At 35.3% G+C, this 25,716-nt stretch carries 24 protein-coding genes; 7 read left to right on the top strand and 17 right to left on the bottom strand.

What is annotated here, in order from left to right; genetic code table 11:
• Positions 1-117: 117 nt before the first annotated feature.
• Together BUB12_RS06680 and BUB12_RS06675 are read left to right on the top strand one after the other, a co-directional pair.
• Positions 118-669, top strand: coding sequence for a GNAT family N-acetyltransferase (locus tag BUB12_RS06680; RefSeq protein WP_072889351.1), 552 nt, complete (start codon positions 118-120; stop codon positions 667-669).
• A 252-nt stretch (positions 670-921) separates the two neighbouring features.
• Entirely contained in the window at positions 922-1,737 is an 816-nt protein-coding gene (locus BUB12_RS06675; RefSeq protein WP_234982601.1) for a formate/nitrite transporter family protein, read from the top strand.
• Positions 1,738-1,797: 60 nt separating this feature from the next.
• Here BUB12_RS06675 and BUB12_RS06670 read toward each other — a convergent pair whose 3' ends face one another.
• Positions 1,798-3,513 (bottom strand): ABC transporter ATP-binding protein, encoded by a 1,716-nt coding sequence (locus BUB12_RS06670; protein ID WP_072889348.1) that lies wholly within the window; start codon positions 3,511-3,513, stop codon positions 1,798-1,800.
• A gap of 241 nt (positions 3,514-3,754) precedes the next feature.
• Between BUB12_RS06670 and BUB12_RS06665 the strand changes: the two genes are divergently transcribed.
• Positions 3,755-4,141 (top strand): DoxX family protein, encoded by a 387-nt coding sequence (locus tag BUB12_RS06665; protein ID WP_072889345.1) that lies wholly within the window; start codon positions 3,755-3,757, stop codon positions 4,139-4,141.
• Positions 4,142-4,418: 277 nt separating this feature from the next.
• On the opposite strand, the gene BUB12_RS06660 is transcribed toward BUB12_RS06665, so the two are convergent.
• From BUB12_RS06660 to BUB12_RS06605, 12 genes are all read right to left on the bottom strand, one after another.
• On the bottom strand, positions 4,419-5,621 hold the full coding sequence (locus BUB12_RS06660) for a S1C family serine protease (protein WP_072889343.1): 1,203 nt from the start codon (positions 5,619-5,621) through the stop codon (positions 4,419-4,421).
• 101 nt (positions 5,622-5,722) lie between these two features.
• Positions 5,723-6,508 (bottom strand): MBL fold metallo-hydrolase, encoded by a 786-nt coding sequence (locus BUB12_RS06655; RefSeq protein ID WP_072889341.1) that lies wholly within the window; start codon positions 6,506-6,508, stop codon positions 5,723-5,725.
• A gap of 6 nt (positions 6,509-6,514) precedes the next feature.
• On the bottom strand, positions 6,515-7,435 hold the full coding sequence (locus tag BUB12_RS06650; RefSeq protein ID WP_072889340.1) for a two-component system regulatory protein YycI: 921 nt from the start codon (positions 7,433-7,435) through the stop codon (positions 6,515-6,517).
• Between the two features lie 2 nt (positions 7,436-7,437).
• A complete protein-coding gene (locus BUB12_RS06645; RefSeq protein WP_072889338.1) occupies positions 7,438-8,748 on the bottom strand; it encodes a YycH family regulatory protein in 1,311 nt (436 codons plus the stop codon).
• Positions 8,745-10,574 carry a cell wall metabolism sensor histidine kinase WalK gene (walK, locus tag BUB12_RS06640; RefSeq protein ID WP_072889336.1) on the bottom strand — a complete coding sequence of 610 codons (1,830 nt, stop codon included), beginning with the start codon at positions 10,572-10,574 and terminating at the stop codon, positions 8,745-8,747. The genes BUB12_RS06645 and walK overlap by 4 nt, the downstream gene beginning before the upstream one ends.
• Positions 10,575-10,579: 5 nt before the next feature.
• Positions 10,580-11,284 (bottom strand): response regulator YycF, encoded by a 705-nt coding sequence (yycF, locus tag BUB12_RS06635; RefSeq protein ID WP_072889334.1) that lies wholly within the window; start codon positions 11,282-11,284, stop codon positions 10,580-10,582.
• Between the two features lie 213 nt (positions 11,285-11,497).
• A complete protein-coding gene (locus tag BUB12_RS06630) occupies positions 11,498-12,976 on the bottom strand; it encodes a peptidoglycan DD-metalloendopeptidase family protein (RefSeq protein ID WP_072889332.1) in 1,479 nt (492 codons plus the stop codon).
• Between the two features lie 439 nt (positions 12,977-13,415).
• Entirely contained in the window at positions 13,416-14,705 is a 1,290-nt protein-coding gene (locus BUB12_RS06625; RefSeq protein WP_072889331.1) for an adenylosuccinate synthase, read from the bottom strand.
• Between the two features lie 538 nt (positions 14,706-15,243).
• A complete protein-coding gene (gene dnaB / locus BUB12_RS06620) occupies positions 15,244-16,614 on the bottom strand; it encodes a replicative DNA helicase (protein ID WP_072889329.1) in 1,371 nt (456 codons plus the stop codon).
• 45 nt (positions 16,615-16,659) lie between these two features.
• Positions 16,660-17,106 (bottom strand): 50S ribosomal protein L9, encoded by a 447-nt coding sequence (gene rplI / locus BUB12_RS06615; RefSeq protein ID WP_072889327.1) that lies wholly within the window; start codon positions 17,104-17,106, stop codon positions 16,660-16,662.
• Entirely contained in the window at positions 17,103-19,079 is a 1,977-nt protein-coding gene (locus BUB12_RS06610) for a DHH family phosphoesterase (RefSeq protein ID WP_072889325.1), read from the bottom strand. The genes rplI and BUB12_RS06610 overlap by 4 nt, the downstream gene beginning before the upstream one ends.
• 79 nt (positions 19,080-19,158) lie before the next feature.
• The gene (locus BUB12_RS06605) at positions 19,159-20,109 is read right to left on the bottom strand and encodes a YybS family protein (RefSeq protein ID WP_072889323.1); all 951 of its coding nucleotides are present in this window, start codon (positions 20,107-20,109) and stop codon (positions 19,159-19,161) included.
• A gap of 233 nt (positions 20,110-20,342) precedes the next feature.
• Between BUB12_RS06605 and BUB12_RS06600 the strand changes: the two genes are divergently transcribed.
• The 4 genes from BUB12_RS06600 to BUB12_RS06585 are packed head-to-tail and all read left to right on the top strand — an operon-like array spanning position 20,343 to position 22,952.
• Positions 20,343-20,834 (top strand): DUF1189 family protein, encoded by a 492-nt coding sequence (locus BUB12_RS06600; protein WP_072889321.1) that lies wholly within the window; start codon positions 20,343-20,345, stop codon positions 20,832-20,834.
• A gap of 20 nt (positions 20,835-20,854) precedes the next feature.
• Positions 20,855-21,631 carry a molybdate ABC transporter substrate-binding protein gene (gene modA / locus BUB12_RS06595; RefSeq protein ID WP_072889319.1) on the top strand — a complete coding sequence of 259 codons (777 nt, stop codon included), beginning with the start codon at positions 20,855-20,857 and terminating at the stop codon, positions 21,629-21,631.
• A 14-nt stretch (positions 21,632-21,645) separates the two neighbouring features.
• On the top strand, positions 21,646-22,323 hold the full coding sequence (modB, locus tag BUB12_RS06590) for a molybdate ABC transporter permease subunit (protein WP_072889317.1): 678 nt from the start codon (positions 21,646-21,648) through the stop codon (positions 22,321-22,323).
• A gap of 14 nt (positions 22,324-22,337) precedes the next feature.
• Positions 22,338-22,952, top strand: a complete 615-nt coding sequence (locus BUB12_RS06585) for a sulfate/molybdate ABC transporter ATP-binding protein (protein WP_072889429.1) — start codon at positions 22,338-22,340, stop codon at positions 22,950-22,952.
• A gap of 73 nt (positions 22,953-23,025) precedes the next feature.
• On the opposite strand, the gene rpsR is transcribed toward BUB12_RS06585, so the two are convergent.
• The 4 genes from rpsR to ychF all read right to left on the bottom strand — a co-directional run bounded on the left by rpsR (position 23,026) and on the right by ychF (position 25,419).
• The gene (rpsR, locus tag BUB12_RS06580; protein WP_072889315.1) at positions 23,026-23,259 is read right to left on the bottom strand and encodes a 30S ribosomal protein S18; all 234 of its coding nucleotides are present in this window, start codon (positions 23,257-23,259) and stop codon (positions 23,026-23,028) included.
• 42 nt (positions 23,260-23,301) lie between these two features.
• The gene (gene ssb, locus BUB12_RS06575; protein ID WP_072889314.1) at positions 23,302-23,817 is read right to left on the bottom strand and encodes a single-stranded DNA-binding protein; all 516 of its coding nucleotides are present in this window, start codon (positions 23,815-23,817) and stop codon (positions 23,302-23,304) included.
• Between the two features lie 56 nt (positions 23,818-23,873).
• On the bottom strand, positions 23,874-24,164 hold the full coding sequence (gene rpsF, locus BUB12_RS06570) for a 30S ribosomal protein S6 (protein WP_072889312.1): 291 nt from the start codon (positions 24,162-24,164) through the stop codon (positions 23,874-23,876).
• 154 nt (positions 24,165-24,318) lie between these two features.
• A complete protein-coding gene (gene ychF, locus BUB12_RS06565; protein ID WP_072889310.1) occupies positions 24,319-25,419 on the bottom strand; it encodes a redox-regulated ATPase YchF in 1,101 nt (366 codons plus the stop codon).
• Between the last annotated feature and the right edge of the window lie 297 nt (positions 25,420-25,716).

Genomic DNA, 25,716 nt, shown 5'->3' with positions numbered 1-25,716 from the left:
AATATTTATTGTTCTATCGTATTACCAATTTTAAAATTTAATAACATTTCTCTCAACAGCTTAATAGTATGATATCATATTATCAAAATAATTCGATAATATGATGGGTGGGCTTCTATGCTTGTTTATGATATTGATGAAGAATTGACATTGCGAACATTAGATGAACGGGATGCAGTTGCATTATTTAGCCTTATCGAAAATTCTAGAGAGCACCTAAGAGAATGGTTGCCATGGGTAGATGAAACAACGACATTATTTGATTCTCAGCAGTTTATTTCTAGCTCAGATGTATTATTTAAGAAAAAGATTGGACTAAACACTGGGATTATATACAACGGAGAATTGGTAGGAGTGGCTGGCTTTAATAAATTCGATTGGAATAATGGAATAGGCTACATCGGATATTGGTTATCAAAAGATTACCAAGGAAAAGGAATTATGACCCGTGTCGTTCAAGCACTGATAGACTATGCCTTTGAACAACTAAACCTAAACAGGGTTGATATTCGAGTTGCCTATGAAAATTATAAAAGTCGGGCAATACCTGAAAGACTCGGATGTCGAATAGAAGGACAAATTCGACAAGCCGAATGGCTATATAACCACTATGTCGATCATGTCATATACGGCATGCTTGCTAGTGATTGGATGGAATCAAGGAGTTAACTTTACTCCTTGATTTTTTTCATTTCCTGGGAAATATCGTCAAATAATGTCGATTGATTGGCATCCGATTTTATTGCTATTTCCCATTATACGTATATACACTGTCAATATAGTGCACATTCACAATCCTGTCATATCTAGTATATATTTCCATCTAATAGTGATATGGGTCATACGTGAACAAAGCTGAATCCATTAAAATAATTGGAAACATAACTTTATTTTAATGGAGGAGGATATGATTTGGACTATGTGAGACCAAATGAAGTAGTTGATTCAATTGCAGATGCCGGTGCTAAGAAAGCAAAATTACCCGCTAGTAAAATACTGGTTAAGGGAGCCCTTTCTGGAGCTTTTCTTGGATATGCCACAACATTAGCCTTTACTGCATCGACACAAACTGGTTATGATATTATCGGTGCTGCAATATTTCCTGCTGGGTTTGTGTTAATTCTATTGTTGAACTTAGAACTCGTGACAGGTTCTTTTGCCATGTTACCAATTGCAAAGCTACGTGGTAAAACAACCATCCCACTCGTATTACGTAACTTCTCATGGGCATTCTTAGGAAATCTAATCGGTAGTGTCTTTTATGCACTTCTTTTCTCGATTTATATCACGAAGTTTGGCCATGTTTCTGATTCATTATTAATACAAAAAATCATCTCCGTTGCAGAAAGTAAAACTTTAGATTATCAAGGATACGGTTCAGACGGAATGATTGTATTATTTGTGAAGGCATTGCTATGTAATTGGATGGTTACTTTAGGAGCTGTCATGGCATTTACTTCTAAAGCAACGATCGGGAAAATAGTGGCGATGTGGCTTCCAGTGTTCATCTTCTTTGCACAAGGATTTGAGCACGCCGTCGTAAACATGTTTGTTATTCCAGCCGCTATGATGGTCGGTGCAGATATTAGCTTTGGTGACTGGTGGCTATGGAATCAAATTCCGGTTACTATTGGAAACTTCCTAAGTGGATTCCTATTTACTGGACTCGCTCTTCACTATGTGACGAAAGAAAAAAGTGTGCTGGAGCATTTTGAAATAAAGAAAAAAGCTTCTTAAGCATAGATTACATATAAATCATGAGAAAACGCACAGCAAGCTGTGCGTTTAATCTACTTATTATCTCATCTGTACATTGTGTAAGTGAGCAAAAATTCCATTTCGTTTTAGTAATTCTTCATGATTACCATCTTCTTCAATTCCGTTCTTCGTCACAACCATAATTCGGTCTGCATTTTTAATAGTTGCTAGACGGTGCGCAATTACAATTGTAGTTCGATTCTTAGATAAATCAGTTAACGCCTGTTGAATAATCGTTTCTGTTTCTGTATCTAAAGCTGACGTTGCCTCGTCTAAAATTAAGATTGGTGGATTTTTGAGGAACATTCTAGCAATAGCTATTCGCTGTTTTTGACCACCAGATAATTTCAATCCTCTTTCCCCAACTTGAGTCTCATAGCCATTTGGTAATTCATTTATAAATTCTTCTAAATGTGCACGTCTTGCTGCTTCTCGAATCTCTCGTTCGGTTGCTTGATGATTCCCGTATGCAATATTTTCTCTAAGTGTCCCTGTAAATAGGAATACATCCTGTTGCACAATACCAATATGCTCACGTAGAGATTTTTTAGTCATGTCACGAATGTCCATACCGTCAATTGTTATTTGTCCACTATCCACATCATAAAATCGTGGAATTAAAGCAGAGATTGTAGTTTTTCCCGCACCAGAAGGACCAACTAGTGCTACCGTTTCCCCTGCATTTATATTAAAGCTCATCGCTTTGACAACAGGTCCCTGAGTTCTTTCATAACCAAATGTTACTTTATGGAAGGAAATAAAACCTTTTAGATTCTTAACAGGTTTTGCATTTTCTCGGTCCACCACATCTGGTTGAACATCTAATAAGTCTGTAAATCGTTTGAACCCAGCCATTCCTTTAGGGTAGAGTTCTAGCAGTGCGCTAATTTTTTGAATCGGACTAGTTAGGACATTAGTAAATAATACAAATGCCACAAGGCCACCCATTTCCATTCGGTCATTAAACACCATCCATGAACCAACAACTAAAACAACCAATACCATTAATCGCATCATCATATAGATGTTCGAATGAACAAACGCCATTACTTTATAGGCACTTATCTTCGCTTTTCGGAAATTATAATTATCCTTTGTGAAACGCTTCATTTCAAAATCTTCATTCGTAAATGACTGTACGACTCGAACACCCGAAACAGCATCCTCTACTCGTGCATTCACCTCTGCAATTTCTTCATACATCGATTTCCATGCTTTGTTCATCTTAATGTTGCTGTAGGTGATAAGCCAAATTAAAACTGGCACCATGATTAACAGAATAACCGACAGTTGGAAATTAATATTAAACATAAAGAAAAACGCCCCAACAAACGTCATAATAGCAATGAAAAAGTCTTCAGGTCCATGATGGGCAAGTTCCCCAATATCGAATAGATCATTTGTTATTCGACTCATAATATGTCCTGTTTTCGTATTGTCAAAAAAACGAAACGATTGTCTTTGTACATGTTGGAATAAATCTTGGCGCATGTCCGTTTCAATGTTTACCCCAAGCTTATGTCCCCAATATGTCACGATATATTGTAAAAAGGTACTTAGTAAATAAACAACTAGCAATAAAGCACTGACTGTAATAATTAAATTCCAATTATTACTTGGTAACAGATCATCAATGAACTTTTGAACTGCAAGTGGAAAAGCAAGCTCAAGAATCGCCACAAACACAGCACAAGTAAAATCAATAATAAACAATCGTTTGTGTGGCTTGTAATAAGAGAAAAAACGCTTTAGCATACGATGCACTTCCTTTATCTATATAAAAAAATAAAAAACGCCTACAAAGCGCTTTTCCTTTGCTACTATCCATCATTGCAAAGTCTAATGAAAATTATAAGTAATATTAGAAAACTTGGCAACTATTTGGTACAAGGGTAAATTTGAATTAATTTTTATAAACTGCTTGTCAAGTTTGTCCATCTAATTGCATATGTATAAATACACTAACTTTTGGGAGGAGATCATCATTAGATTAAACATGAATTGGACAAGGTGGATTTGTTATGCAGTAGGTTTTATTTTCATTGCATCAGGTGTAAAGAAATTGCTGGATCCAAATTTCATCAACTTGTTTTATAACTTAGGACTTCCTTATCCTAGTACCACTCTGTTTATCGTTGCTATAGTCGAACTTGCATGTGGTGCACTCATTGTTGCAGGATTGTATGTACGAAAGGCAACCATACCCCTTCTAGTTATTATGGTAGGTGCGATTCTTTTAACAAAATTACCTATCCTATTTACGCAAGATGTCCCATTTATTCATGTGATTGTACAGTTTGCTTTTGATGCTAGGTTAGACATTGTAGCCACTATTTTATTACTTCTACTTTATCAACATGTACCCGGAAAGAGAATTAGATAGAAAGTAATATGAACGAACTAATATTTTTTATTATTTTTTAAAAAGTTACCCACAAAGTTATCCACATATGCACAAATGTTTCCATTTATTTTGTGTCCGAACAAACAATCGCCACAAAATATTGATTTCTTAATTTTTTTATACACATATTGTGGATTAATTTATATTTTTGTGGATAACACAGCTACGCCCTGTTGAATTCTGGTGTAGCTTCTTTTTCTGTGTTTCACTACTAAAAACGAAGAGGATGTTCCATTATAGGAACATCCTCTCACAATCATCGTTGAACACCTAAAGTTAACGTTGTTTCTAATCTTTCACCATCTCGATAGTACGTAATTTGTACTTCGTCACCTACGTCTTTTTCCTGATAAAGAATCTTACGTAAATCAATCATATTCATGACTTCTTGATCATCCAGATGAGTAATGACATCTAGTCGGGCTAATCCTGCTTTATCTGCTGGAGACAGAGGCTCTACACTCCACACATATACCCCACCTTCTACGCTTCGTGGTAAACCTAATGTGCTTCTCCATTCAGCTTGAGGTACTTCATCTAAGGAATAGATTTCTACACCGATAAACGGCCTTGTTACTACGCCATCTTCTTCTAACTCTTTCATCAATGGTCTTGCCGTATCAATTGGGATAGAAAATCCAATCCCTTCCACAGCTTCTTGATTTATTTTCATGGAGTTGATTCCAATCAACTGACCATGCATATTGATTAATGCCCCACCACTGTTACCAGGATTAATCGCAGCATCTGTTTGAATTACTTCTGCCTGCCAGTCTGCTCGTCCATCATAATTAAAGTCTTGAGGAATTGTTCGCTGGGTCCCACTAATAATCCCTTGAGTGACAGAGCCAGAAAACATGTGACCTAGAGGATTTCCAATTGCAATAACTGGTTCACCCACTTTTAAGTTATCTGTAGAGCCCATTTCAATTGATTTTTCAACGGAATCAGCATTCATCCGTAAAACAGCTAAATCAGAAAATAAGTCTCCTCCCAGTAACTCTGCTTCAATATGCGTATCATCATACAAGACAACTTCTACTTCGTCGGCTCCTTCAATAACGTGATAATTGGTGACAACATAGGCATACCCATCTTCTATTTTATAAACTACACCAGACCCTGTTCCTGCTTCACTACCTTCTTGCTGTTGCCAAAAATCATACTCTCTTTGAATATTTGTTACACCAACAACGGTTGGGGATACTTCTGCAACAATATCCGTAATTTGAGTAGAGATATCGACTGTTAGAGGACTTGGGTTACCTTCTCCATAAAGAGAAGCCGTTCTCCCAGTATTATCTGAGCGATTATTTACTAAATCAGACTTCATAATGTCTGGTACTACTACTGTAACTAGTAAAATACCGATAATGACACCTAATAAAAGTGGGATAACCCAGCGACCTCGTCTCTTTTGATTCGGATTCGGTGGATAATGACTATTATAATATCCCAAAATTAGCCACCCCTTTGTTCATACAATACATATAATAGACAATAGATAGTATTCCGTAACCTGCCTCTAATCATCCATCGATTGATGACTCTTTTTAAAAATTATCCTACTTCATATAAGGGAGTCGGCATGTTAGGATCCGTATCTTGAATATCTAACTCAATTCCTCTTTCCTTTAATACACTATCAACTGACATTCTAGCTAATTCCTTCATGTTATTGTCTAAACTCAAATGAGCAAGATACACACGCTTTGTATTATTTCCTATAATATCAGCAAGTGCTAGTCCGCAGTCTTCATTCGAAACATGTCCAGAATCACCTAAAATTCGTCGTTTTAAATTCCAAGGATATTTTCCCATTCTTAGCATTTCTACATCATGGTTCGCCTCAAATATATAGGCATCTGCTTCTTCTACTGTCTTTTTAATACGGTCAGAAACATAACCAAGGTCTGTAACTAAGGCTACTTTTTTTCCTTGATGCCGGAAAGTATAAAACATCGGTTCTGCTGCATCATGGGACACTCCAAAGGACTCTATCTCCATATCCCCAAATATCTTTACCTCTTCCATCCCAAAATGGAATTTCTGATCTGTGGTCAACTTTCCAATGGACTTCTCCATAGCATTCCATGTTTTTTCATTCGCATAGATCGGTAAATTATATTTTCTAGCTATAATTCCTAATCCTTTTATATGGTCACTATGCTCATGTGTAACTAATATTCCTGATAAATCAGCAGGATTAACAGATACTTCCCCAAATAAACGATCTAATTGTTTTCCACTTAAACCTGCATCAACAAGGAACTTTTCTTTTTCTGATTCTATATAAAACGCATTACCTGTACTACCTGATGCTAGTACACTAAAACGTAAAGTCATGGTTTCTCACTCCGATTCAATCTCTTGAATTTTACTGTTCAGCCATTGAATTAAATCCATTTTTAATTCAGCTTCATCTTCAATTAAACGTACTCTTTCTATGGTGGTTTCAATAGCATCGATTAACATTTCATTGTCATTAACAGGGAACACAAATCGCTCAACAGCATTAACATAACGATTTTTATTTTCATCAACCGTTACCTTCCATGTTGGAACTAATACGTGTACCCCATTATCAAGAGGAAGCATCATATGATAACCCATTTCAATGTCCGTTACCGTTTCTCCCCAACCAAGCTGTAAATTATCATACAACACTTTAATAGCTCTAATTGGTTTAATTAATGGCTTTTTATCATTTCTTACAGAAGGTTCACCTAACATACTTTGGGTGTAACCAATCATTTTATTTTCATTATCTAAAAAGACTAGAATCATACCATTTTGATTAAAGTATACTGGACGGTCATTTTTCTTTTGAAAGAAGACAAGAACATTTAAGTCTTTATTCCAACTATCAAATTCATATTCAGTAGGGTAAACCACATTGTTTTGGACAATAGAACTAATAATATCTTCACCAGGGTCTTCTGGTAAAGCAACAGGTTCTTCAAAAATAGAAATAATAAATTTATCTTCAACCACTTTTGTTTGTTGATTATTTAATTTCTCTATTTGTTCAAGGTCATCCTCACTAAATCTTCGTTGATTTATTGAAATAAAAGCTTCATCATCTGGATCTTTTGGTAATTCGGTATCAATAACAATATTCTCAGACTCTAGTTGTTGTTCTATTGAAACTTCCGGATTTGTTTTCGTATCAATATCTGCTTCTTCTTGTTTTACCATCACTAAATATAATAAATAGATATCAAGAAGTAGAAAGCAGAGGATAAATAGAGTTTTAATTTGTCCCCAATGCATCCTCAGCTCACCCCTTTACTTTGATCAATTTCATCTATTATAAGTTCAATCCATTTACCATCATATTTCATATACCAAGTCGGAGTTAATAATAAGCGATATCGTTGAGATGCTTCATATAGCTTGTATCCCACTTGAATATCAGTGATATTGCCTAACTCATAATTTGTATTCATTAAGTGATCTAAAACTTCTCTTCCAGATGGCAAAGTAACTTTTTCACCATCAGGAAATGAATTACTAATGGTATATAATGGACTAATCTGTTGATACAATTGAGTATTTCTCCATTGTTGTTCAATCATATCCAAATTATTATTATGAAACACTGGGTATCCTTCATGATGCATCCTGTATCGTATCAGATTCTCGTTACGATCTATTTCACTTAATTGATAATCGTTAATCCATCCTTTATATCCGTTTATATTATTTATGCTTAAATCCAATAATTCAAAGACTGTTAAGGCTTGTGTAGGTACTTCTTTTGGATTTACATATTCCATACTCAATTCATTAGGAAAAACTCTCATCGTTCGTGAACCATCCTGGTAATATGCCTCATTATTAGGCGATATGTTTCGAATCACTTCCGATGGATTATTAAATAATGCATGCTCTAATAAACTTGGACTTTTTTCTTGAATCGTTAATGAGTACTTGTATAGTTCAACATCTTCAGAAGGCACATAGATTGGTTGGTTTGTTTCTGAATCATTATAAGAAATATAGGATGCTAAATCTTCTGTTGTTGCCATTTTACTCCATAAGTTATCGTAGTGTTTGCCATTTGTGACATTCACTTCTACTTGGCGTCTTTCATCAATCGATAAGAATCGAATGGTTAGTATATTATCTGATTCAAACAAGATATACACCCTTTGAAAGGACCAATCCGGTAAGTGAATATCACTTAAATTATTAAAGCTGAATAGACTGGGAACAACATCCATTGGTATTTCTATTGGATAGATTACTTCTACAAAGTGATTACGCTGAGGTCGCTCTTTAGCCTCTTCTTCACGGAATTCATATAACGTCCATGATTGCATATCTTCATATAGTTCAGATTGCTGTACTGGGTTCAGGAAACCATAATGTTTGTTATATTTATGAAAAATAAATAAGTTTGGAGCTACTATATCCTTTATGGACAGTTCTTCTCCTCCTAAATTAAATTCTTCTTCTGGGACATAGTCAGCACTATCCAAATATTCTTCATTTGGTTGATATGTCCATAGAGCAAATGTGAGGATTAAACTAATTCCCACTAATATAACTAATACATACGATTTAACCACTTCTAATTTCATGAACGATTCCTCCGCTTCATACCCATAAGCGGGAGAGTAATGTTAATTGTAGTCCCCTTGCCTTCTTTACTGCTAGCCCATATTCTACCGTGATGGGCTTCGACTAATTCTTTAGAAATAGCTAATCCTAAGCCTGTCCCACCAAATTTCCTCGTTCTTGCTTTGTCTGCTCGATAGAATCGATCAAAAATCTTATCAAGCTTGTCATAAGCGACTCCCATTCCTTGGTCTTCAACAGAAATGAGCAACTGATAACGCTGTTTCGATACACGGAAAGTAATCGTTCCACCGTTTGGAGAATATTTGATAGCGTTAGAAATAACATTATCTAATACCTGTGTCATCTTATCTACATCAATTGAAACATAATAACTCTGATTCGGTAGGTCTCTATTAAACTGAAATCCTTCAGGGACATTCATTTCAAATCGATCAATAATGTGATGGAAGAATTCAATAAAATCCATTCTCTCTTTTTGCAAGCGATAATCTTTATTATCCATCCTTGATAGTTGCAACAAATCATTTACCATGCGAATCATACGCTCTGTCTCGTTCTGAACTACTCCCATAAACTTAGGAGCAATCTCCTTATTCTCCCAAGCACCATCTGTTAATGCTTCCATATAACTACGCATTGTTGTTAGCGGCGTTCGGAGCTCATGGGATACGTTAGAAACAAACTCTCTGCGTTCTTGTTCTAGCTTCTCTTGTTCCGTGACATCACTTAGTACGGTTATGAAACCTGTTATATCTTCTTCATCATCTGTCACAGTAGAGAAATTAGCTCTTAATAAGAAAATTTGTTCTTCATCGCTAAAGTCAATAATCATTGAACCACTGTCTTGAAGTTCTGAAATATCTACAACTTTTTCGTCTAAATGCAATACATCTAATAACTGCTTCCCTTGGCTAACTTCTGGATCCTGACTAATCAGCTTTCCGGCAGCCTCATTCATTAGTGTGACTGCACCTGTAAGGTCGGTAGCAATAACACCATCAGACATGTTAGATAATACGGAGCTAAGCTTTCTACGTTCTTCTTCAATTGTTGCATAAGAATGCTTCAATCGGTCATTTAAGTCATTGAATGTTTCAGCCAATTGCCCAATTTCATCTTGTCCATATATATTAACCTTTTGTGTAAAGTCACCTTTTGCCATAGTAAGGGCCTGTCTTCTCATTTCCTTGATTGGTTTTGTTATTGCTCTAGCAACAAAAATCCCAAGAATGGCAGATATAACAATGGCTAAAATCGAACCTCTTAAGAAGATATCATTGATATTCTCTAACTGGTTGTATACCTCTTCCAAAGAAGATTCGAAATAGATGACACCTACTGGATTGTTATTTTCATTTAACAAAGGAACGGCATTAACATAAATACGCGTTCCATTTTCTAAGTCGTATAAAGTATCTGGTTGTTCTGTACCTGTTAATAACGCTCTTTGAACCGTATCAAGTGTTGTTTTTTTACCTACGTTGTCATCCATATTATGATCATTTGTAGCAAGCACACGACTTTGGCTATCAACTACTAATAAGCTCCAAGTATTCGTCGTATCAATGTCACGAACAATCCCTTGGACGTCATCAACCAGCGAAGGGCTATTCTCATCACTTCTATCTTTACTAAATGCTTCTCCCAAGTAGTACGTTAAAACATCCACTCGGTCATCAATGGAACTGGTAAAGTTGCCTGTTAATTCTTCCTCCAACACACTAGCAACATAAGAGCCAATCAATTGAACAGCAACCAGTAATAATAGAATGTAAATAATGATAAACTTAAGCTGAATCGAACGAAAGAAACCAATTTTATGCATAAAACCTACTCCTGCTTCGGATTACGTAAATAATAACCAACTCCACGACGTGTTACAATCCACATCGGGTTACTTGGATTCTCCTCTATTTTTTCTCGTAAGCGTCGTACTGTTACATCTACCGTCCGAACATCACCAAAGTAGTCATATCCCCAAACGGTTTCTAATAAATGTTCTCTTGTCATAACTTGCCCTATATGTCTTGCCAGATAATGTAATAGCTCAAATTCACGATGTGTTAGTTCAATCTCCACTCCATCACGAGACACTGTGTATGCATCTGGGTGAATGATAAGGCTATCGATTACAATATCCTTCGATTGATTATCTACATCCTCTGGTACATGTTGCTGACGACGTAAATTTGCTTTTACGCGTGCAATTAATTCTCGATTACTAAACGGTTTCGTAACATAATCATCAGCACCTAGTTCTAGTCCTAGAACTTTATCTATTTCGGAGTCTTTTGCTGTTAACATAATAATTGGCATGGTTTGTGTCTTTCTGATTTCACGACAAACTTCATTACCATCTTTTTTCGGTAACATAATGTCTAATAAAACTAAATCTGGTTTTTCTGAATCGGCTAGTTGAACTGCTTCTTCACCATCATAGGCACATACTACTTCATAACCTTCTTTTTCTAAGTTGAATTTTAATATATCTGCAATCGGCTGTTCATCGTCTACCACTAAAATTTTCTGTGACACGATATCACTTCCTTTTTATTTAAATGTAAATCAATAATCTACTTATATATACTTATCCCTATTTTATCGTATTTTACTGCAAATGTCTTTCCTTCCGATAAGAAAAGCTAGAGTGCGCTCTCAAGTATCCATATCAATATAGTTCTTTCCAAACTGTTAAAAAGAAAACAGGCTAATTCATAATGTATTTTTATGAATTAGCCTTGTTTTATATTAGTACAAATAATTTAACGGATTCTTTAAAACACCATTTTTATATAATTCAAAGTGTAAATGTACACCAGTTGAGTTTCCAGTTGATCCCATAATTCCGATTGTTGTTCCCTTTGGTACTGTTTGACCAACACGTACTTTTATAGAAGATAAATGTGCATACACTGTTTTATAACCATTGTTGTGGTTAATCACTACTTTATTCCCAAATCCACCATCATATCTAGCTTCTACTACAGTTCCATTATCAGCTGCTAGTATGGCACGATTACTAGGTCTAGCAATGTCAATTCCTTTATGCAATCTTCCCCAACGCTGACCGACATGACTAGAAATATAACCACCAACTGTTGGCCAGCTAAACTCACCTGTTCCACGAGAAGGGATAACTTTTGTTCCTTTTACGATAACTTTATTTACTGGTTCTTTAATAACTTCTTCTTCAATAACTTCTTTATCGGCAACTTGTCCATTTTTAATTTCGATGCGGTATTGAACTTCTTTTTTACCTTTTGAACCATTTTGTCTTACCTTTTGATCTCCTTTATATAATTCCTCAGATTCTACAACTTCTGTCTGGTAGGAAATCTCTTCGGCTTTTTTCTCTTCTTTTATTACGATAACATCGATGAAAGGTTTTAATGCTGTTACATTTATTTCTTGATCAATCTGTAATAAGGAATCCTCAGAAAGTGATGGATTTAATTCCAACAATTCGTCCAATGTTAAGTCATAATTCGTAGCAATTTTCCCTAAAACTTCTCCTTCTTTCACACGATGTTTTTCTTCCGTTAGTGTCCCTTTTTCTAAAAGTTTAAGGCCATCCTCTACAGATAAAATCTCATCTGGTTTAACTTTTTCTTCAGAAAGTGAAACTTCTTTGGACAATGTCACGTCTAATATAGTAGATTCACCAATAGCAAGTTCTGTTGTTTTTGGCTCATCAGCAATGTGTGGGCCATCTATTTCTACGTCTGCTTGGGACTGTGCTTCAAGTTGTTCTAAAATCTCTTCATCTACATATTTTAATTTATACTCTTGCAGTGTTGTCTCTGCTTCGACTTCATCTTTAAAGTAACCAACTGTTTCATCATCAATCTTTAATTCAACAGCTTCTGCTTTCACTGACAATAAATCTTCTAATCTATTAGAAACTTGTTGGTTGCTAAAAGAAGGATTAAAAGCTAGTTCAGTTACATATGAGATATCTTCTCCAACTGTTACATCAACATTTTCATATGTCTCTTTACCTGCTTCTATTTTTTTCTCTATAATTTCTTCAACGATAGAACGATCACTTATTTCACCTAAGTGCTTCCCATCTACATAGACATGATGAACCGTTTGAACACCTTGTGTTTCTTCTGCAAATACTACACCAAAAGTAATCATCATTCCCAATGTAGTTGTTAAGGCTATTTTCTTTACTAGATTTGGTTTATGATTTTTATTACTTTCTCTATTCTTAAACTGGAACACGTGTGTATTCCCCCTCATTTATAAAATCTAAAGCTATAATCTATTTAAATTTTCTATCAATAATATTTTTCATTTACCATCTACTACTTTACCATAGGTTAGTAGACCTAGTGTACAAAATTTGTAAAATGTAAAGTAAATGTATAATAAGTAACATCTTTTTACCTTTTCACAAGTATTTCGCCTAATATTTTGTTGAAAAAGTGTGATTCTGCTAGTGTTTTATCAGGTTTTAATAAATTTTTACAAATATATTACAAAGTGTAACAAAATATTATTTTTCGGTATTCCATTACAAAAGTACTATTGTAAAAAGAAAGGCAGAGAGCGACTGTTTTCCATTGAAACAAATAGCTATTATTGTTAATAAAAAAGCAAAATCTAAACTTTGAATATCAAGTTCAGATTTTGCATTAACTTTAATTATTAAATTATCATCTTAACTACTATAGACACTTCTCACAACATTTGTTTGAGAACGATCTGGACCAACTGAAAATATAGATAGTGGAATTTCTGTTAGTTGTGAAATTCTCTCTAGGTAATGTCTTGCATTCTCTGGTAATTCGTGTAAGCTTGTTACACCTGTAATATCTTCTGTCCATCCCGGCATTTCCTCATAAACCGGTTCACATTCTGCTAAAACTGCTAGGCTTGCAGGAAATTCATGCATTAATTCTCCTTTATAACGATATGCTACGCAAATTTTCAAAGTTTCAATACCAGTTAATACATCAAGAGAATTTAATGATAAATCTGTTATTCCACTCACGCGTCTAGCATGACGAACAACAACGCTATCAAACCAACCTACACGTCGTGGTCTGCCAGTCGTTGTTCCGTACTCACGACCTACTTCTCTTATCTGATTCCCAACTTCATCATGTAATTCTGTAGGAAATGGCCCGTCACCAACACGTGTTGTGTAAGCCTTTGATACACCTACTACATGATTAATTTTTGTTGGGCCCACACCAGAACCAATTGTTACTCCACCAGCTATTGGATTAGAAGATGTAACAAATGGATACGTACCCTGATCGATATCTAACATTACACCTTGTGCACCTTCAAATAATACACGACGTCCTTCATCGAGGGCATCATTCAATACCACAGAAGTATCACATACGTATTGTGCCATTTGCTGACCATACTCATAATACTCTTCTAATATATCTTCTACTTGAATTGGGTCAACTTCATATACCTTTTCAAATAGACGATTTTTTTCTTTTAAATTTTGTTCCAATTTGCTACGGAACACATCTTTATCCATTAAATCAGCAATACGAATGCCACTTCTTGCAGCTTTATCCATATATGCTGGTCCAATTCCTTTTTTAGTTGTTCCTATTTTATGAATGCCTTTCTCTTCTTCCTGTAAAATATCCAATTTTAAATGATAAGGTAAAATAACATGTGCACGGTTACTGATTTTTAAGTTATCTGTTGATACATTTCTTTCATGTAAATATGCTATCTCTTCAACAAATGCTTTTGGATCAATAACCATTCCATTTCCTAAAACACAAATTTTCTCTTTAAAAAAGATACCTGATGGAATTAAATGTAATTTATAAGTAATATTGTCGAATTTTATGGTATGTCCAGCATTATTACCACCTTGATAACGAGCAACTACCTCTGCATTTTGGGATAAGAAGTCAGTTATTTTTCCTTTCCCTTCATCGCCCCACTGTGTACCAACAACTACTACTGAGGACATAGCGCACCTCCAAGTTTAATTTACTAATTTGCATTTTTATTATAACCATGAGTAAGTTTATCAATATATAGCTTATTAGTCAATGCAAAGGCGAACATTATGAAAATATCAATCTAGAATATTCGGTTATGAGGAAATTATTCTATTGGTTGGAGTGAACTCTAAATATCGACTTTTGTTTAGCATTGTGGTTTATTAACGGAATTCCCCTGGTTGATGTTCATTTATCGGAACTAGGGACCACTTCACATAATAGATGAATCCTCGTTCCGTTATTCCATGAAAATCAGCACTTTTAGACTCGTTATGTAATCCTAGTTCCGTTATCGATCTGTGAATACCCTATTTAATACTAGTTTTGGGCCTATAACGGAATGAGGAACCAGCTGATGTCCGTTTAAACGCTATTTTTGCCATTTAACGGAACCAGGGACCACCTCACACACTAGATGAATCCTAATTCCGTTATATTTGTAAAACATCCACAAAAAAACGCACGGTACCTCACATATAAGGAGGAATACCATGCGTTTTAAATTTACACTTGCATTGGTTCTGGTGGAACATCACTTGCTTGATAGCGATGGTCCAAATCAACGAACTTGTTATACTCTTTTACGAAGGCCAACTCTACGGTACCAACTGGACCATTACGTTGCTTAGCAAGAATGATTTCGATAATATTTTGTTTCTCTGATTCTTTGTCATAATAGTCATCACGATATAGGAAGCCAACAATATCGGCATCCTGCTCAATACTTCCTGATTCACGTAAATCAGACATCATTGGGCGTTTATCTTGACGCTGCTCTACTCCACGAGAAAGCTGAGATAGAGCAATTAAAGGAACGTTTAATTCACGAGCTAGTCCTTTTAATTGACGGGAAATCTCCGAAACCTCTTGTTGTCGGTTTTCTCCTGATTTTCCACTACCTTGGATCAATTGCAAGTAATCGATTAGGATCATACCTAATCCATGTTCTTGTTTCAATCGACGACACTTAGAGCGAATTTCACTCACACGAATACCAGGTGTATCATCGATATAAACTCCTGCATTTGATAAGGACCCCATTGCCATCGTTAACTTACCCCAATCATCTGGCTCAAGGCTTCCTGTACGAAGACGTTGGGCATCAATATTTCCTTCAGCACAAAGCATACGTTGGACTAACTGATCTGCCCCCATCTCTAAACTAAAGATAGCGACATTTTCATCTGTATTTACGGCAACACTTTGAGCAATGTTTAAGGCAAAAGCAGTTTTCCCTACTGATGGACGTGCAGCAATAATAATTAAGTCGTTACGCTGAAAACCAGAAGTAATTTTATCTAAGTCACGATAACCTGTAGGAATACCTGTTACATCTTCTTTTTGCTGATGTAGCTGTTCAATCTTGTCATATACATCTATTAGCACATCTTTTATCACTTTAAAAGAACCTGAATTTTTACGTCCAGATACTTCTAATATGTTTTTCTCTGCTTCATTCAAAACATCTTCAACGTCGTCTTCCTTTGAAAATGACGTTGTAACGATGTCTGTCGCAGTTCTAATGAGTCGGCGTAGTAATGCCTTCTCTTCTACAATTTTACTATAATAAACAATGTTAGCAGCTGTTGGAACACTTTCAGCTAGTTCCGATAAATAGGATACTCCACCAACATCTTCTAATTGGTCATTGTTATTTAATAATGTGGTAACCGTAACGAGGTCGATTGGCTCACCACGATCTGAAAGGGTTAGCATTGCTTCAAAGATAAGTTGGTGACTTACACGATAGAAATCCTGTGGCATCAGTAACTCAGAAGCTGATGAAAATGCCTCTGGCTCAAGAAAGATTGCACCAATAACCGCCTGTTCTGCTTCCAGATTATGTGGTGGCGTACGATCAGCCCATTCACTCATTCTATTTCCTCCTCCTTGAGAAACCCTTCCAAAAATCGATTAAACTTATTGTTCCACAACATGTACCTTCACCGTTCCTGTCACTTCCGGGTGAAGTTTTACTGGTACATTTGTGTAGCCTAACGCACGGATTGGTTGATCCAATTCAATTTTGCGTTTATCAATTTTAAAACCGTGTTCTTTTTTCAACGTTTCTGATATTTGTTTGCTTGTAATGGAACCGAATAGACGGCCTCCATCACCGGATTTTGCTTTTAGTTCAACAGTAACTGATTCTAGATTCTCTTTTAGTTTTTCTGCTGCTTCTTTTTCTTGTTGTACTAGTTGTGCATTTTTCTTTTTCTTCGCTTCTAATGCTTTCATGTTCCCTGATGTTGCTTCTTCAGCAAGATTATTTTTTAACAAATAGTTACGTGCATAACCATCTGAAACATTTTTCACTTCACCTTTTTTTCCTTTACCTTTAACATCTTTTAAGAAAATTACTTTCATTCTGTGTCTCTCCCCTCATAATATTCATCTAAAATATCAACTAATAAGCTCTCTGCATCTTCTATTGTTGTGTCTTCAATTTGTGTCGCTGCGTTAGTTAAGTGACCTCCACCATTCATTTTCTCCATGATAACCTGAACATTGATGTCACCTAATGAACGAGCACTAATACCAATTCTTCCATCTTTCCTCTCAGAAATAACAAAGGAAGCAGTAATACCACTCATCGTTAACAATGTATCAGCAGTCTGAGCAATTAACACTGGGCTAAAAACATCACCTGTTTCCGCTTTTGCAATTGCAATTGAATCTCGATAAAGCTTGGCATTTTCTATTAGCTTACTTCTTCTAATATAAAGGTCTAAGTCTTCTTTCATAAACTGTTGTACTAAAACGGTATCTGCACCTTTTGCTCTTAAATAAGAGGCAGCATCAAAGGTACGTGACCCTGTACGCAGTGTAAAACTCTTCGTATCCACGATAATACCTGCTAGTAATGCCGTTGCTTCTAACATTTTTAGCTTTTTCCCTTTAGGTTGGTACTCTAGAAGCTCTGTTACAAGTTCTGCTGTTGATGAAGCATATGGCTCCATATAAACTAGGGTTGGATTATCGATAAAGTCCTCACCACGTCTATGATGATCAATAACGACTTTATATTCTGTCTTGCTTAGCAATCGCTTATCCACGACCATGGATGGTTTATGTGTATCCACAATGACGATAAGACTCCTACTTGTTACTAAGTCTTCTGCTGTTTCTGGGTCAATAAAATGCTGCCATAAATCAGCGTCTGCTTTAATTGCTTCTACTAGTCGATAAACGGCTGTATCGACATCATCAGGGTCAAAGACAATATGTCCTTCTACCCCATTTGTCTGTGCAATGTTTAAAATTCCAATTGCCGCACCAATGGCATCCATGTCTGGGGTTTGATGCCCCATAATGATTACTTTATCACTAGCAACAACTAACTCTTTCAATGCGTGTGAGATAACTCGTGCTCTAACCCTCGTTCGTTTTTCCATTGGGTTTGTTTTCCCACCATAAAAGCGAACCTTTCCTTCTTCATCCTTAATCGCAACTTGATCTCCACCACGTCCTAATACTAAATCAAGACTCGATTGAGCAAGTTGACCTAATCCAGGGAGAGTTTCTTCACCAACGCCAATACCAATACTCAAAGTAATTGGTGAAAATTGATCGGCAGGGTTTAATTCTCTCATTTCATCTAAAATATCAAATTTCGTTTGTTCCAACTGATCTAATATTTCTTTAGTTCCAACGGCTAGAAAGCGATCCTGAGACGTTCTTTTTAAATATAACCCATTTTGTGTGGACCAATTATTAAGAAAAGAAGTTACTTCTGAGTTCAGTTGACTTTTATTTGTATCATCCATGTTTTGCGTAATTTCATCATAGTTATCAAGATAAATAATAAACAATACTGTTTGATTATTATGGTATAAATTTTGTATTTCAGATTGCTTCGTACGATCGAATAAATATAACAATCGTTCTTCTCTTTTTATCGTAGTTTCAAAATCATATTCTCCAAGGCCAATCCAAATATCATCTTTATTTTCTTTAATATTAGGAATGAGCGTTTCCGATAGTACATTTAATGACTTACCAACCAATGTGTCTTCTTCAGCAAACTGATTCATATATGGATTCGTCCATTCAATAACATAATCTTCACTGAAAAGAACAATCCCTATCGGCATCTCCAGTAATGCTTCTTCTCCTACCTTTTTAACACGATAGGATAAGGTTGATATATACTTTTCCGTTTCATTAATCATTGTTTGTTCCGTTCGAACACTATAATAAATGGACGCAGAAAGTAATAACGTCATAATAAGCCCTAGTATCCATTCGTAATACCATATAAAGCCAAGCAAAATTATGGATATCGCATAAATTAACCATAAATGTTTGCTGACGGTTGATTTTTTTTGTAACTCAGCCATTCAATTCAGCTCCCCACTAAGAAAACTACCGTAAAGGTATTTTCTAAGGTTAGAGGTTCTTACGCGCTCCAACTTGTTATTAGTTTGATCCATTTTTTGATAAACGATCTCTTAGGCCAAATCCTATATCAATTATACCTAAGATTCGCATCAATGGAAGTAAAAGTGGTGCAAAAACCAACGCAAAGATAGTAATAATTATTGGTACAGCCTTTGACTTATTTTTCACATAAAAATAGTAATAAAGTAAAGAGAATCCTTGAATTGTCATAAAGAATCCTGCTAGCATCAGGATGTTTTGTATTCCCATAAACATGGTACTATCTTTATCTGTTATAAACAAAGAAACAATTAGTGCAAGGAAGTAAATCCAAATGATAGAGACAGGAAAGCGCAATTCATGAAACTTTGGAAATCTAAGCTTTCTCTGTTCAATTCGATTAAGCAACTTATAACTAAGCCACTGACTTACTAGTGCCATTAAAAGTCCAGAAATAACAAATCCAACTGGAAGTAAATTTGGAAGCATCAAGAACTGCTCTTCCATTATTACTAGTTGTTCTTCCACATCCTCTGGAGCACCAAACTGTTCCAAAAGACCTTGACTCATCTGCATGGAGTCCTGGACAACTGTACTATACTGCTCTGTAATATTAATATCAAAAACAACTAGCATAATAAGAAAAGCAATGACTAAGCCGAAAACAAAGCCAACTGTACCTCTAGCCCATGTTTCATAGGCTGTTAATTTTCGCTTAATTGCTGCCCCAATCATAATACCTCCTATCCCCATCACGAAAGAAGTAGGTAGAAACAGGATCGATGCGATTAGAACAGACAAAATAGTCACTGCAAGGAACATTATAAGTGCAGGTTTCCAATCATACTTAGCTGCATATATAATAAAAGGTACAGGTAGTAAAAATACGAATACTGGAAATATAAACGGGATTAATAGTGCCAATAAGAGAATGACCATATAAATGGCTACTAAGAGTGCCCCATCCGTTAATTTCTTGGATTGATTCATTGCTTGTAAGCACCTCATATACATTTTAAAATTTTTTATCCATTATAATATGATAACATGTTTTACTGGTATTTTGGAACTAGATAAGTTGCACAGTGCAATACAATGAAGATTTTACGAAGATGAAGTAAAATGAAGATATATTAAGATTGTACCAGATTATTACCACTTAGTCATTGGTATAAAAAAGGTTGTAATTATCTTATTATTAATACGTTCAAAGGATGTTACTAATGATATTTTGGAATACATTTATTCAAAGTTTACAATTACCAAAAAAACAAATTGTATTTAGATTAAATCGAACAGGAATGGATATCACCGTTATCTATATGTTTCTATTACTATTTATTGCATCGATCCCTTCCTTGATAGATAGAATAACTACTTCTACTGGACCAGGTTCTGATATGAATCTAGTTTTCCTAATTATTTATTTTTTCATGTTCTATTATTTGCCACTAACGATAGCGATTTTCTTAATTATTACGTTGATCGCTTACATCGGTTCTTTGGTAGCAAAATTACTTCATAGGAAGTTAAAATTACAAGTTTTATGGAAGATGACAGCCTATACATCTACTATTCCAGTTCTAATCTATACAGTCATAGCCTTTTATACACCTGTAAATAACTACTATATCCTATTTGTAGCTATTTTTATCACAGTTATGCTATCTAGAATTATTACCATCTATCCAAAGCGAAAAAAGCGTAAGCAATAATTTTTAGAGGAGTTTTGTATGTGAAACGAACCCTTTGTATCGTACTACTACTCACACTGTTTACAGCTTGTTCAAATCCAGATAATGAAAGTGATTCTCCCACTAAGGGAGTAACGATTTCTGCTGCCACTAGTTTATCCGGTGTGTTAGAGGAAATTATTCCTCTCTTAGAACAAGTATATCCTGATACTACTATAACAGTTAATTTAGGTAGTTCTGGTAAACTAGCGCAACAAATTGAACAAGGTGCACCTACAGATATCTTTTTATCTGCTGACCAACAATACATGGATCAATTAGAAAATAAGCAGCTTATACTGCCTGATTCTAGAACTAATTTTGCCTCTAATTCTTTAGTTCTTATTGGTTCAAGTGAGACAAGTTATGCTCTAGATGACTTAAATTATTTGCTCTCTATTGATGAAAATCAAATTGCAATCGGAAATCCTAATAGCGTTCCTGCTGGGAAATATGCAAAAGAAGCACTTGAAAATAAAGATTTATGGCGACTTGACAATTTGCAATCACAACTTGTCTTTGCAAAAGATGTACGTCAAGTGCTCACTTATGTTTCTTCTGGAAATGCTGGTTTAGGATTCGTCTATAAATCTGATTTAAATCGGGATGAATCAGTAAAAACCATCCTTTCTATTGATGAATCGTTGCATTCTCCTATTATTTATCCAGCAGCAGTTGTAAGTACAACGAGTCACCCTGATATTGCCAAGGAAATGACAAAATTCTTAACAAGTAGTGAGGTTCAACAGATATTAGATAAATATGGATTTGAGAGTTAAAGGATGTTGGATGTATGAATTACACACCATTATGGTTGTCTTTAAAAATTGCAGGAATTGCGACAATTATTGTTCTGATTATGGGAATTTTTCTTGCACGAATACTATCACGTAATCAATTTCCTGGTAAGCGAATAATTGAGTCATTCTTACTTCTCCCCCTTGTCTTACCACCAACTGTGGTTGGCTTCGGCTTGCTTTTTTTATTTGGTAAAAATGGTCCAATTGGAAGTCTTTTGTTAAAGTGGTTTGACTTTCAAGTTGTTTTTACTTGGGTAGGAGCTGTTATTGCAGCAATTGTTGTATCCTTTCCGTTAATGTACCAAAGTGCTGCAGCTAGTTTTGGGCAATATGATAAAAATATAGAAAATGCTGCTTATACAATGGGATCATCCAAGTGGAAAGTCTTTTGGACGGTATCTCTCCCACTTGCATGGCCCGGGTTACTTGCAGGACTAATTCTAACATTTGCAAGGGCTCTAGGAGAATTCGGTGCTACGCTGATGATTGCAGGATATATCCCAAATCAAACTGAAACAATCCCATTAGCTATCTATTTTGCTGTTGAATCAGGAAATACTAATGAAGCGATTTTCTGGGTGATTGGCATTAGTATGATTGGATTTGCGGCACTCATATGGCTTAATTGGTGGAGTGGTAGGAATATTTTACGTTTTACAAATAACCAATGACTGGGGCGTGTGCTGTGCTTAAAGTATCCTTTGAAAAGTCTTTAAAAAATTATACATTGCATATCGATTTGAGTGTTGGTGAGGAAATTATTACACTTGTTGGTCCTTCTGGATCAGGGAAAACAACTATTTTAAACTGTATTGCTGGAGTTTCTCATCCAGATGAAGGAATTATTCAATTAAATGATAAAGTTTTATATGAAACGAGTAAAAAGCCTTTAGCTATACAAAAACGTAACATTGGTTATTTATTTCAGGACTATGCGCTATTTCCTCATATGACTGTCGAGAAAAACATTCAATATGGATTGAAGGATTATAAACTAGTAGAAAAATTGATCGATATAGTTGGCATCAAACCATTAATGGATAGCTACCCACACCAAATCTCTGGTGGTGAAAAACAACGGGTTGCACTGGTCCGTGCTTTAGCAACAAAGCCAGATGCATTGCTATTAGATGAACCATTCTCTGCTTTGGATGAAAAAACTAGGGTTGAATGTCAAGATGAATTGTTGCGAATTCATGAGGAATGGAAGATTCCAATTATATTGGTTACTCATCATATGGAAGAGGCAAAAAAGATGGGAAATCGAAAAATACAGTTAAATAAAGGAAAAATTATATAAGGAATACATAAATTTCAGATGCAGAATAAAAAAGCCCTAAATCTAGATATTCTAGACTTAGAGCTTTTCTTTATTACTCAGCCACATATGGCAATAAAGCCATTTGACGAGCACGTTTGATTGCTTTTGTAAGTTTACGTTGGTATTTAGCAGAAGTTCCAGTTACACGACGTGGAAGAATTTTTCCACGTTCAGAAATGAAACGTCTTAGTAAATCAACATCTTTATAGTCGATGTGTGTAATTCCGTTCGCTGTGAAGTAACACACTTTACGACGTTTACCACCGCGTCCGCGACGAGCTGCCATAAGAAACCCTCCTTGCTATTTTACATTTCGTTTATCAATATATTAGAACGGTAAATCATCATCTGATATATCGATTGGCTCCCCATTGTTTTTAAATGGGTCATTATCATTTGGAAATTGATTTTGATTTTGATTTTGATTTTGGTTTTGATTTCGGTTAAAGTTAGGATTGTTTTGGTTCTGATTTTGCTGGAATCCTGATGAATAATTGTCTTGTCCACCTCTTGATTGGGATGAACCTTTAGACTCTAAGAATTGTACACTTTCAGCTAGAACTTCTGTCACATAAACCATTTTTCCATCCTGACCTTCATAATTACGAGTTTGAATACGGCCATCCACACCAATCATGCTTCCTTTTTTCATAAAGTTAGCAAGATTTTCTGCTTGTCTGCGCCAGATTACACAATTAATAAAGTCAGTTTCTCTTTCGCCTTGTTGGTTAGAGAATGGACGATTTACTGCAATAGTAAAGTTGGCAACTGCGACTCCATTAGCTGTATAACGTAGATCAGGATCCTTCGTCAACCTGCCGACAAGTACGACACGATTTAACATCAGAACCACTCCTTATTATTAATGACGTTCAATTCCCCTTTGAATCGAACTCTCACTTATTGATCTTCTTCTCGAATTGCGATATGACGAATAATATCATCAGAGAATTTAGCTAAGCGATCAAATTCATTAACTGAATTTTCATCACCACTAAAGTTAATTAATACATAGTATCCATCACGATAGTCATTGATTTCATAAGCAAGGCGTTTCTTACCTACTTCTTCAACTTTTTCGATTTCCGCACCATTATCAGTTAAAACTGTGTTGAAACGCTCAATTAAGCTAGTTTGCGCTTCTTCTTCCATATCTGGGCGGATGATGTACATGATTTCGTATTTTCTCATCCTGTGCACCTCCTTTTGGTCTTAGCGGCCCTTTCCTTTTTAGAAAGAGCAAGGAGTAATATTAGTTACATTACTCACAATAGTGTATTATACCAAACCTTTTAGTTAAAAACAAGTATTCGAGAGATCCTTTTACTACGTTTATTTATATTTATTACACATTAAAGCGGAAATGGATTACATCGCCATCTTTTACGATATACTCTTTACCCTCTAAGCGAACTTTACCTTTTTCACGTGCTTGCCCCATTGATCCAGCATCAACTAGATCATCATAAGAAACTGTTTCCGCACGAATAAACCCTTTTTCAAAATCAGTATGAATAATTCCTGCAGCCTGTGGTGCTTTAATACCTTTTTTAAACGTCCATGCACGCACTTCTTGTTCTCCAGCTGTAAAATAAGTAGCCAAACCTAATAAGCTATATGATGCCTTAATCAATTTATCCAAACCTGACTCAGTAATACCTAATTCTTCTAAGAACATTTCTTTTTCTTCTTGATCTAGTTCTGATATTTCTTCTTCAATTTTTGCACAGATAACAATTACCTCTGCACCTTCATTAGCCGCATATTCCTTTACCTTCTGTACATTCTCATTTGACTCAGGATCTGCAACTTCATCTTCACTAACATTAGCAACATACAACATTGGCTTAGAAGTTAGTAAGTGTAATCCTTTTACTACTTTTTGTTGTTCTTCTGAGAATTCAATAGCACGAACTGGTGTTTCATCTTCTAATGCTGTTTTAATTTTATCTAAAATAGTAAACTCAGCTAATGCTTCTTTATCTTTTTGTTTTGCTAGTTTTTCTACTCTTTGATGACGTTTATTAACGGATTCCAAATCTGCTAGTATAAGCTCTAAGTTTATAATTTCGATATCATCGATTGGATCGACTTTACCAGAAACATGAGTGATATTTTCATCTTCAAAACAACGAACAACCTGACAGATTGCGTCAACTTGGCGAATATGAGATAAAAATTGATTCCCCAACCCTTCTCCTTTACTAGCTCCTTTTACAATCCCTGCAATATCAGTAAATTCAAATGCAGTTGGTACGGTCTTTTTTGGTTTTACTAATTCTGTTAACTTATTTAAGCGATTGTCTGGAACCTCTACAATTCCCACATTAGGATCAATTGTCGCAAATGGGTAGTTTGCTGCTTCTGCTCCTGCCTGTGTAATTGCATTAAATAATGTAGATTTACCTACATTCGGTAATCCGACAATTCCTGCTGTTAATGCCATTTTCTCTTCCACTCCTTAAGGATACCTAAACAGGTAATGTCTGGCTCTATTACGGTGCTATTCTTTTCATATGAACGCGTTCGTTATCCCAATTATAGATACTACCAAATAAAAAGACAAGCATGTAAAAAACAAAAATAGACATCATTTTGATGCCCATTTTTGTTAACTATACTATCAATTTATTATTTTTATCTTTTCTATGTCTTTAATTTACCATTTTCTGTGTAGTTTTGTCTATTTTATTAAAATTTATTCTGGGGCTTTCTCTACTATTTTTTTAAGTTTTTTCGTAAA

Origin of the sequence: Ornithinibacillus halophilus (assembly GCF_900129485.1) — a bacterium.
Taxonomy (GTDB): Bacteria; Bacillota; Bacilli; order Bacillales; family Amphibacillaceae; genus Ornithinibacillus; species Ornithinibacillus halophilus.
Note: the sequence above shows the minus strand (reverse complement) of the source record. Positions and strands in the feature narration are given on the sequence as shown.

Excerpts from the sequence above, each read along its gene's own strand:
- BUB12_RS06680 (WP_072889351.1), top strand. The coding sequence starts at position 118 with ATGCTTGTTTATGATATTGATGAAGAATTGACATTGCGAACATTAGAT.
- BUB12_RS06670 (WP_072889348.1), bottom strand. The coding sequence starts at position 3,513 with ATGCTAAAGCGTTTTTTCTCTTATTACAAGCCACACAAACGATTGTTT.
- BUB12_RS06665 (WP_072889345.1), top strand. The coding sequence starts at position 3,755 with ATGAATTGGACAAGGTGGATTTGTTATGCAGTAGGTTTTATTTTCATT.
- BUB12_RS06655 (WP_072889341.1), bottom strand. The coding sequence starts at position 6,508 with ATGACTTTACGTTTTAGTGTACTAGCATCAGGTAGTACAGGTAATGCG.
- BUB12_RS06650 (WP_072889340.1), bottom strand. The coding sequence starts at position 7,435 with ATGCATTGGGGACAAATTAAAACTCTATTTATCCTCTGCTTTCTACTT.
- BUB12_RS06645 (WP_072889338.1), bottom strand. The coding sequence starts at position 8,748 with ATGAAATTAGAAGTGGTTAAATCGTATGTATTAGTTATATTAGTGGGA.
- walK (WP_072889336.1), bottom strand. The coding sequence starts at position 10,574 with ATGCATAAAATTGGTTTCTTTCGTTCGATTCAGCTTAAGTTTATCATT.
- BUB12_RS06625 (WP_072889331.1), bottom strand. The coding sequence starts at position 14,705 with ATGTCCTCAGTAGTAGTTGTTGGTACACAGTGGGGCGATGAAGGGAAA.
- dnaB (WP_072889329.1), bottom strand. The coding sequence starts at position 16,614 with ATGAGTGAATGGGCTGATCGTACGCCACCACATAATCTGGAAGCAGAA.
- rplI (WP_072889327.1), bottom strand. The coding sequence starts at position 17,106 with ATGAAAGTAATTTTCTTAAAAGATGTTAAAGGTAAAGGAAAAAAAGGT.
- BUB12_RS06610 (WP_072889325.1), bottom strand. The coding sequence starts at position 19,079 with ATGGCTGAGTTACAAAAAAAATCAACCGTCAGCAAACATTTATGGTTA.
- BUB12_RS06605 (WP_072889323.1), bottom strand. The coding sequence starts at position 20,109 with ATGAATCAATCCAAGAAATTAACGGATGGGGCACTCTTAGTAGCCATT.
- BUB12_RS06600 (WP_072889321.1), top strand. The coding sequence starts at position 20,343 with ATGATATTTTGGAATACATTTATTCAAAGTTTACAATTACCAAAAAAA.
- modB (WP_072889317.1), top strand. The coding sequence starts at position 21,646 with ATGAATTACACACCATTATGGTTGTCTTTAAAAATTGCAGGAATTGCG.
- rpsR (WP_072889315.1), bottom strand. The coding sequence starts at position 23,259 with ATGGCAGCTCGTCGCGGACGCGGTGGTAAACGTCGTAAAGTGTGTTAC.
- ssb (WP_072889314.1), bottom strand. The coding sequence starts at position 23,817 with ATGTTAAATCGTGTCGTACTTGTCGGCAGGTTGACGAAGGATCCTGAT.
- rpsF (WP_072889312.1), bottom strand. The coding sequence starts at position 24,164 with ATGAGAAAATACGAAATCATGTACATCATCCGCCCAGATATGGAAGAA.
- ychF (WP_072889310.1), bottom strand. The coding sequence starts at position 25,419 with ATGGCATTAACAGCAGGAATTGTCGGATTACCGAATGTAGGTAAATCT.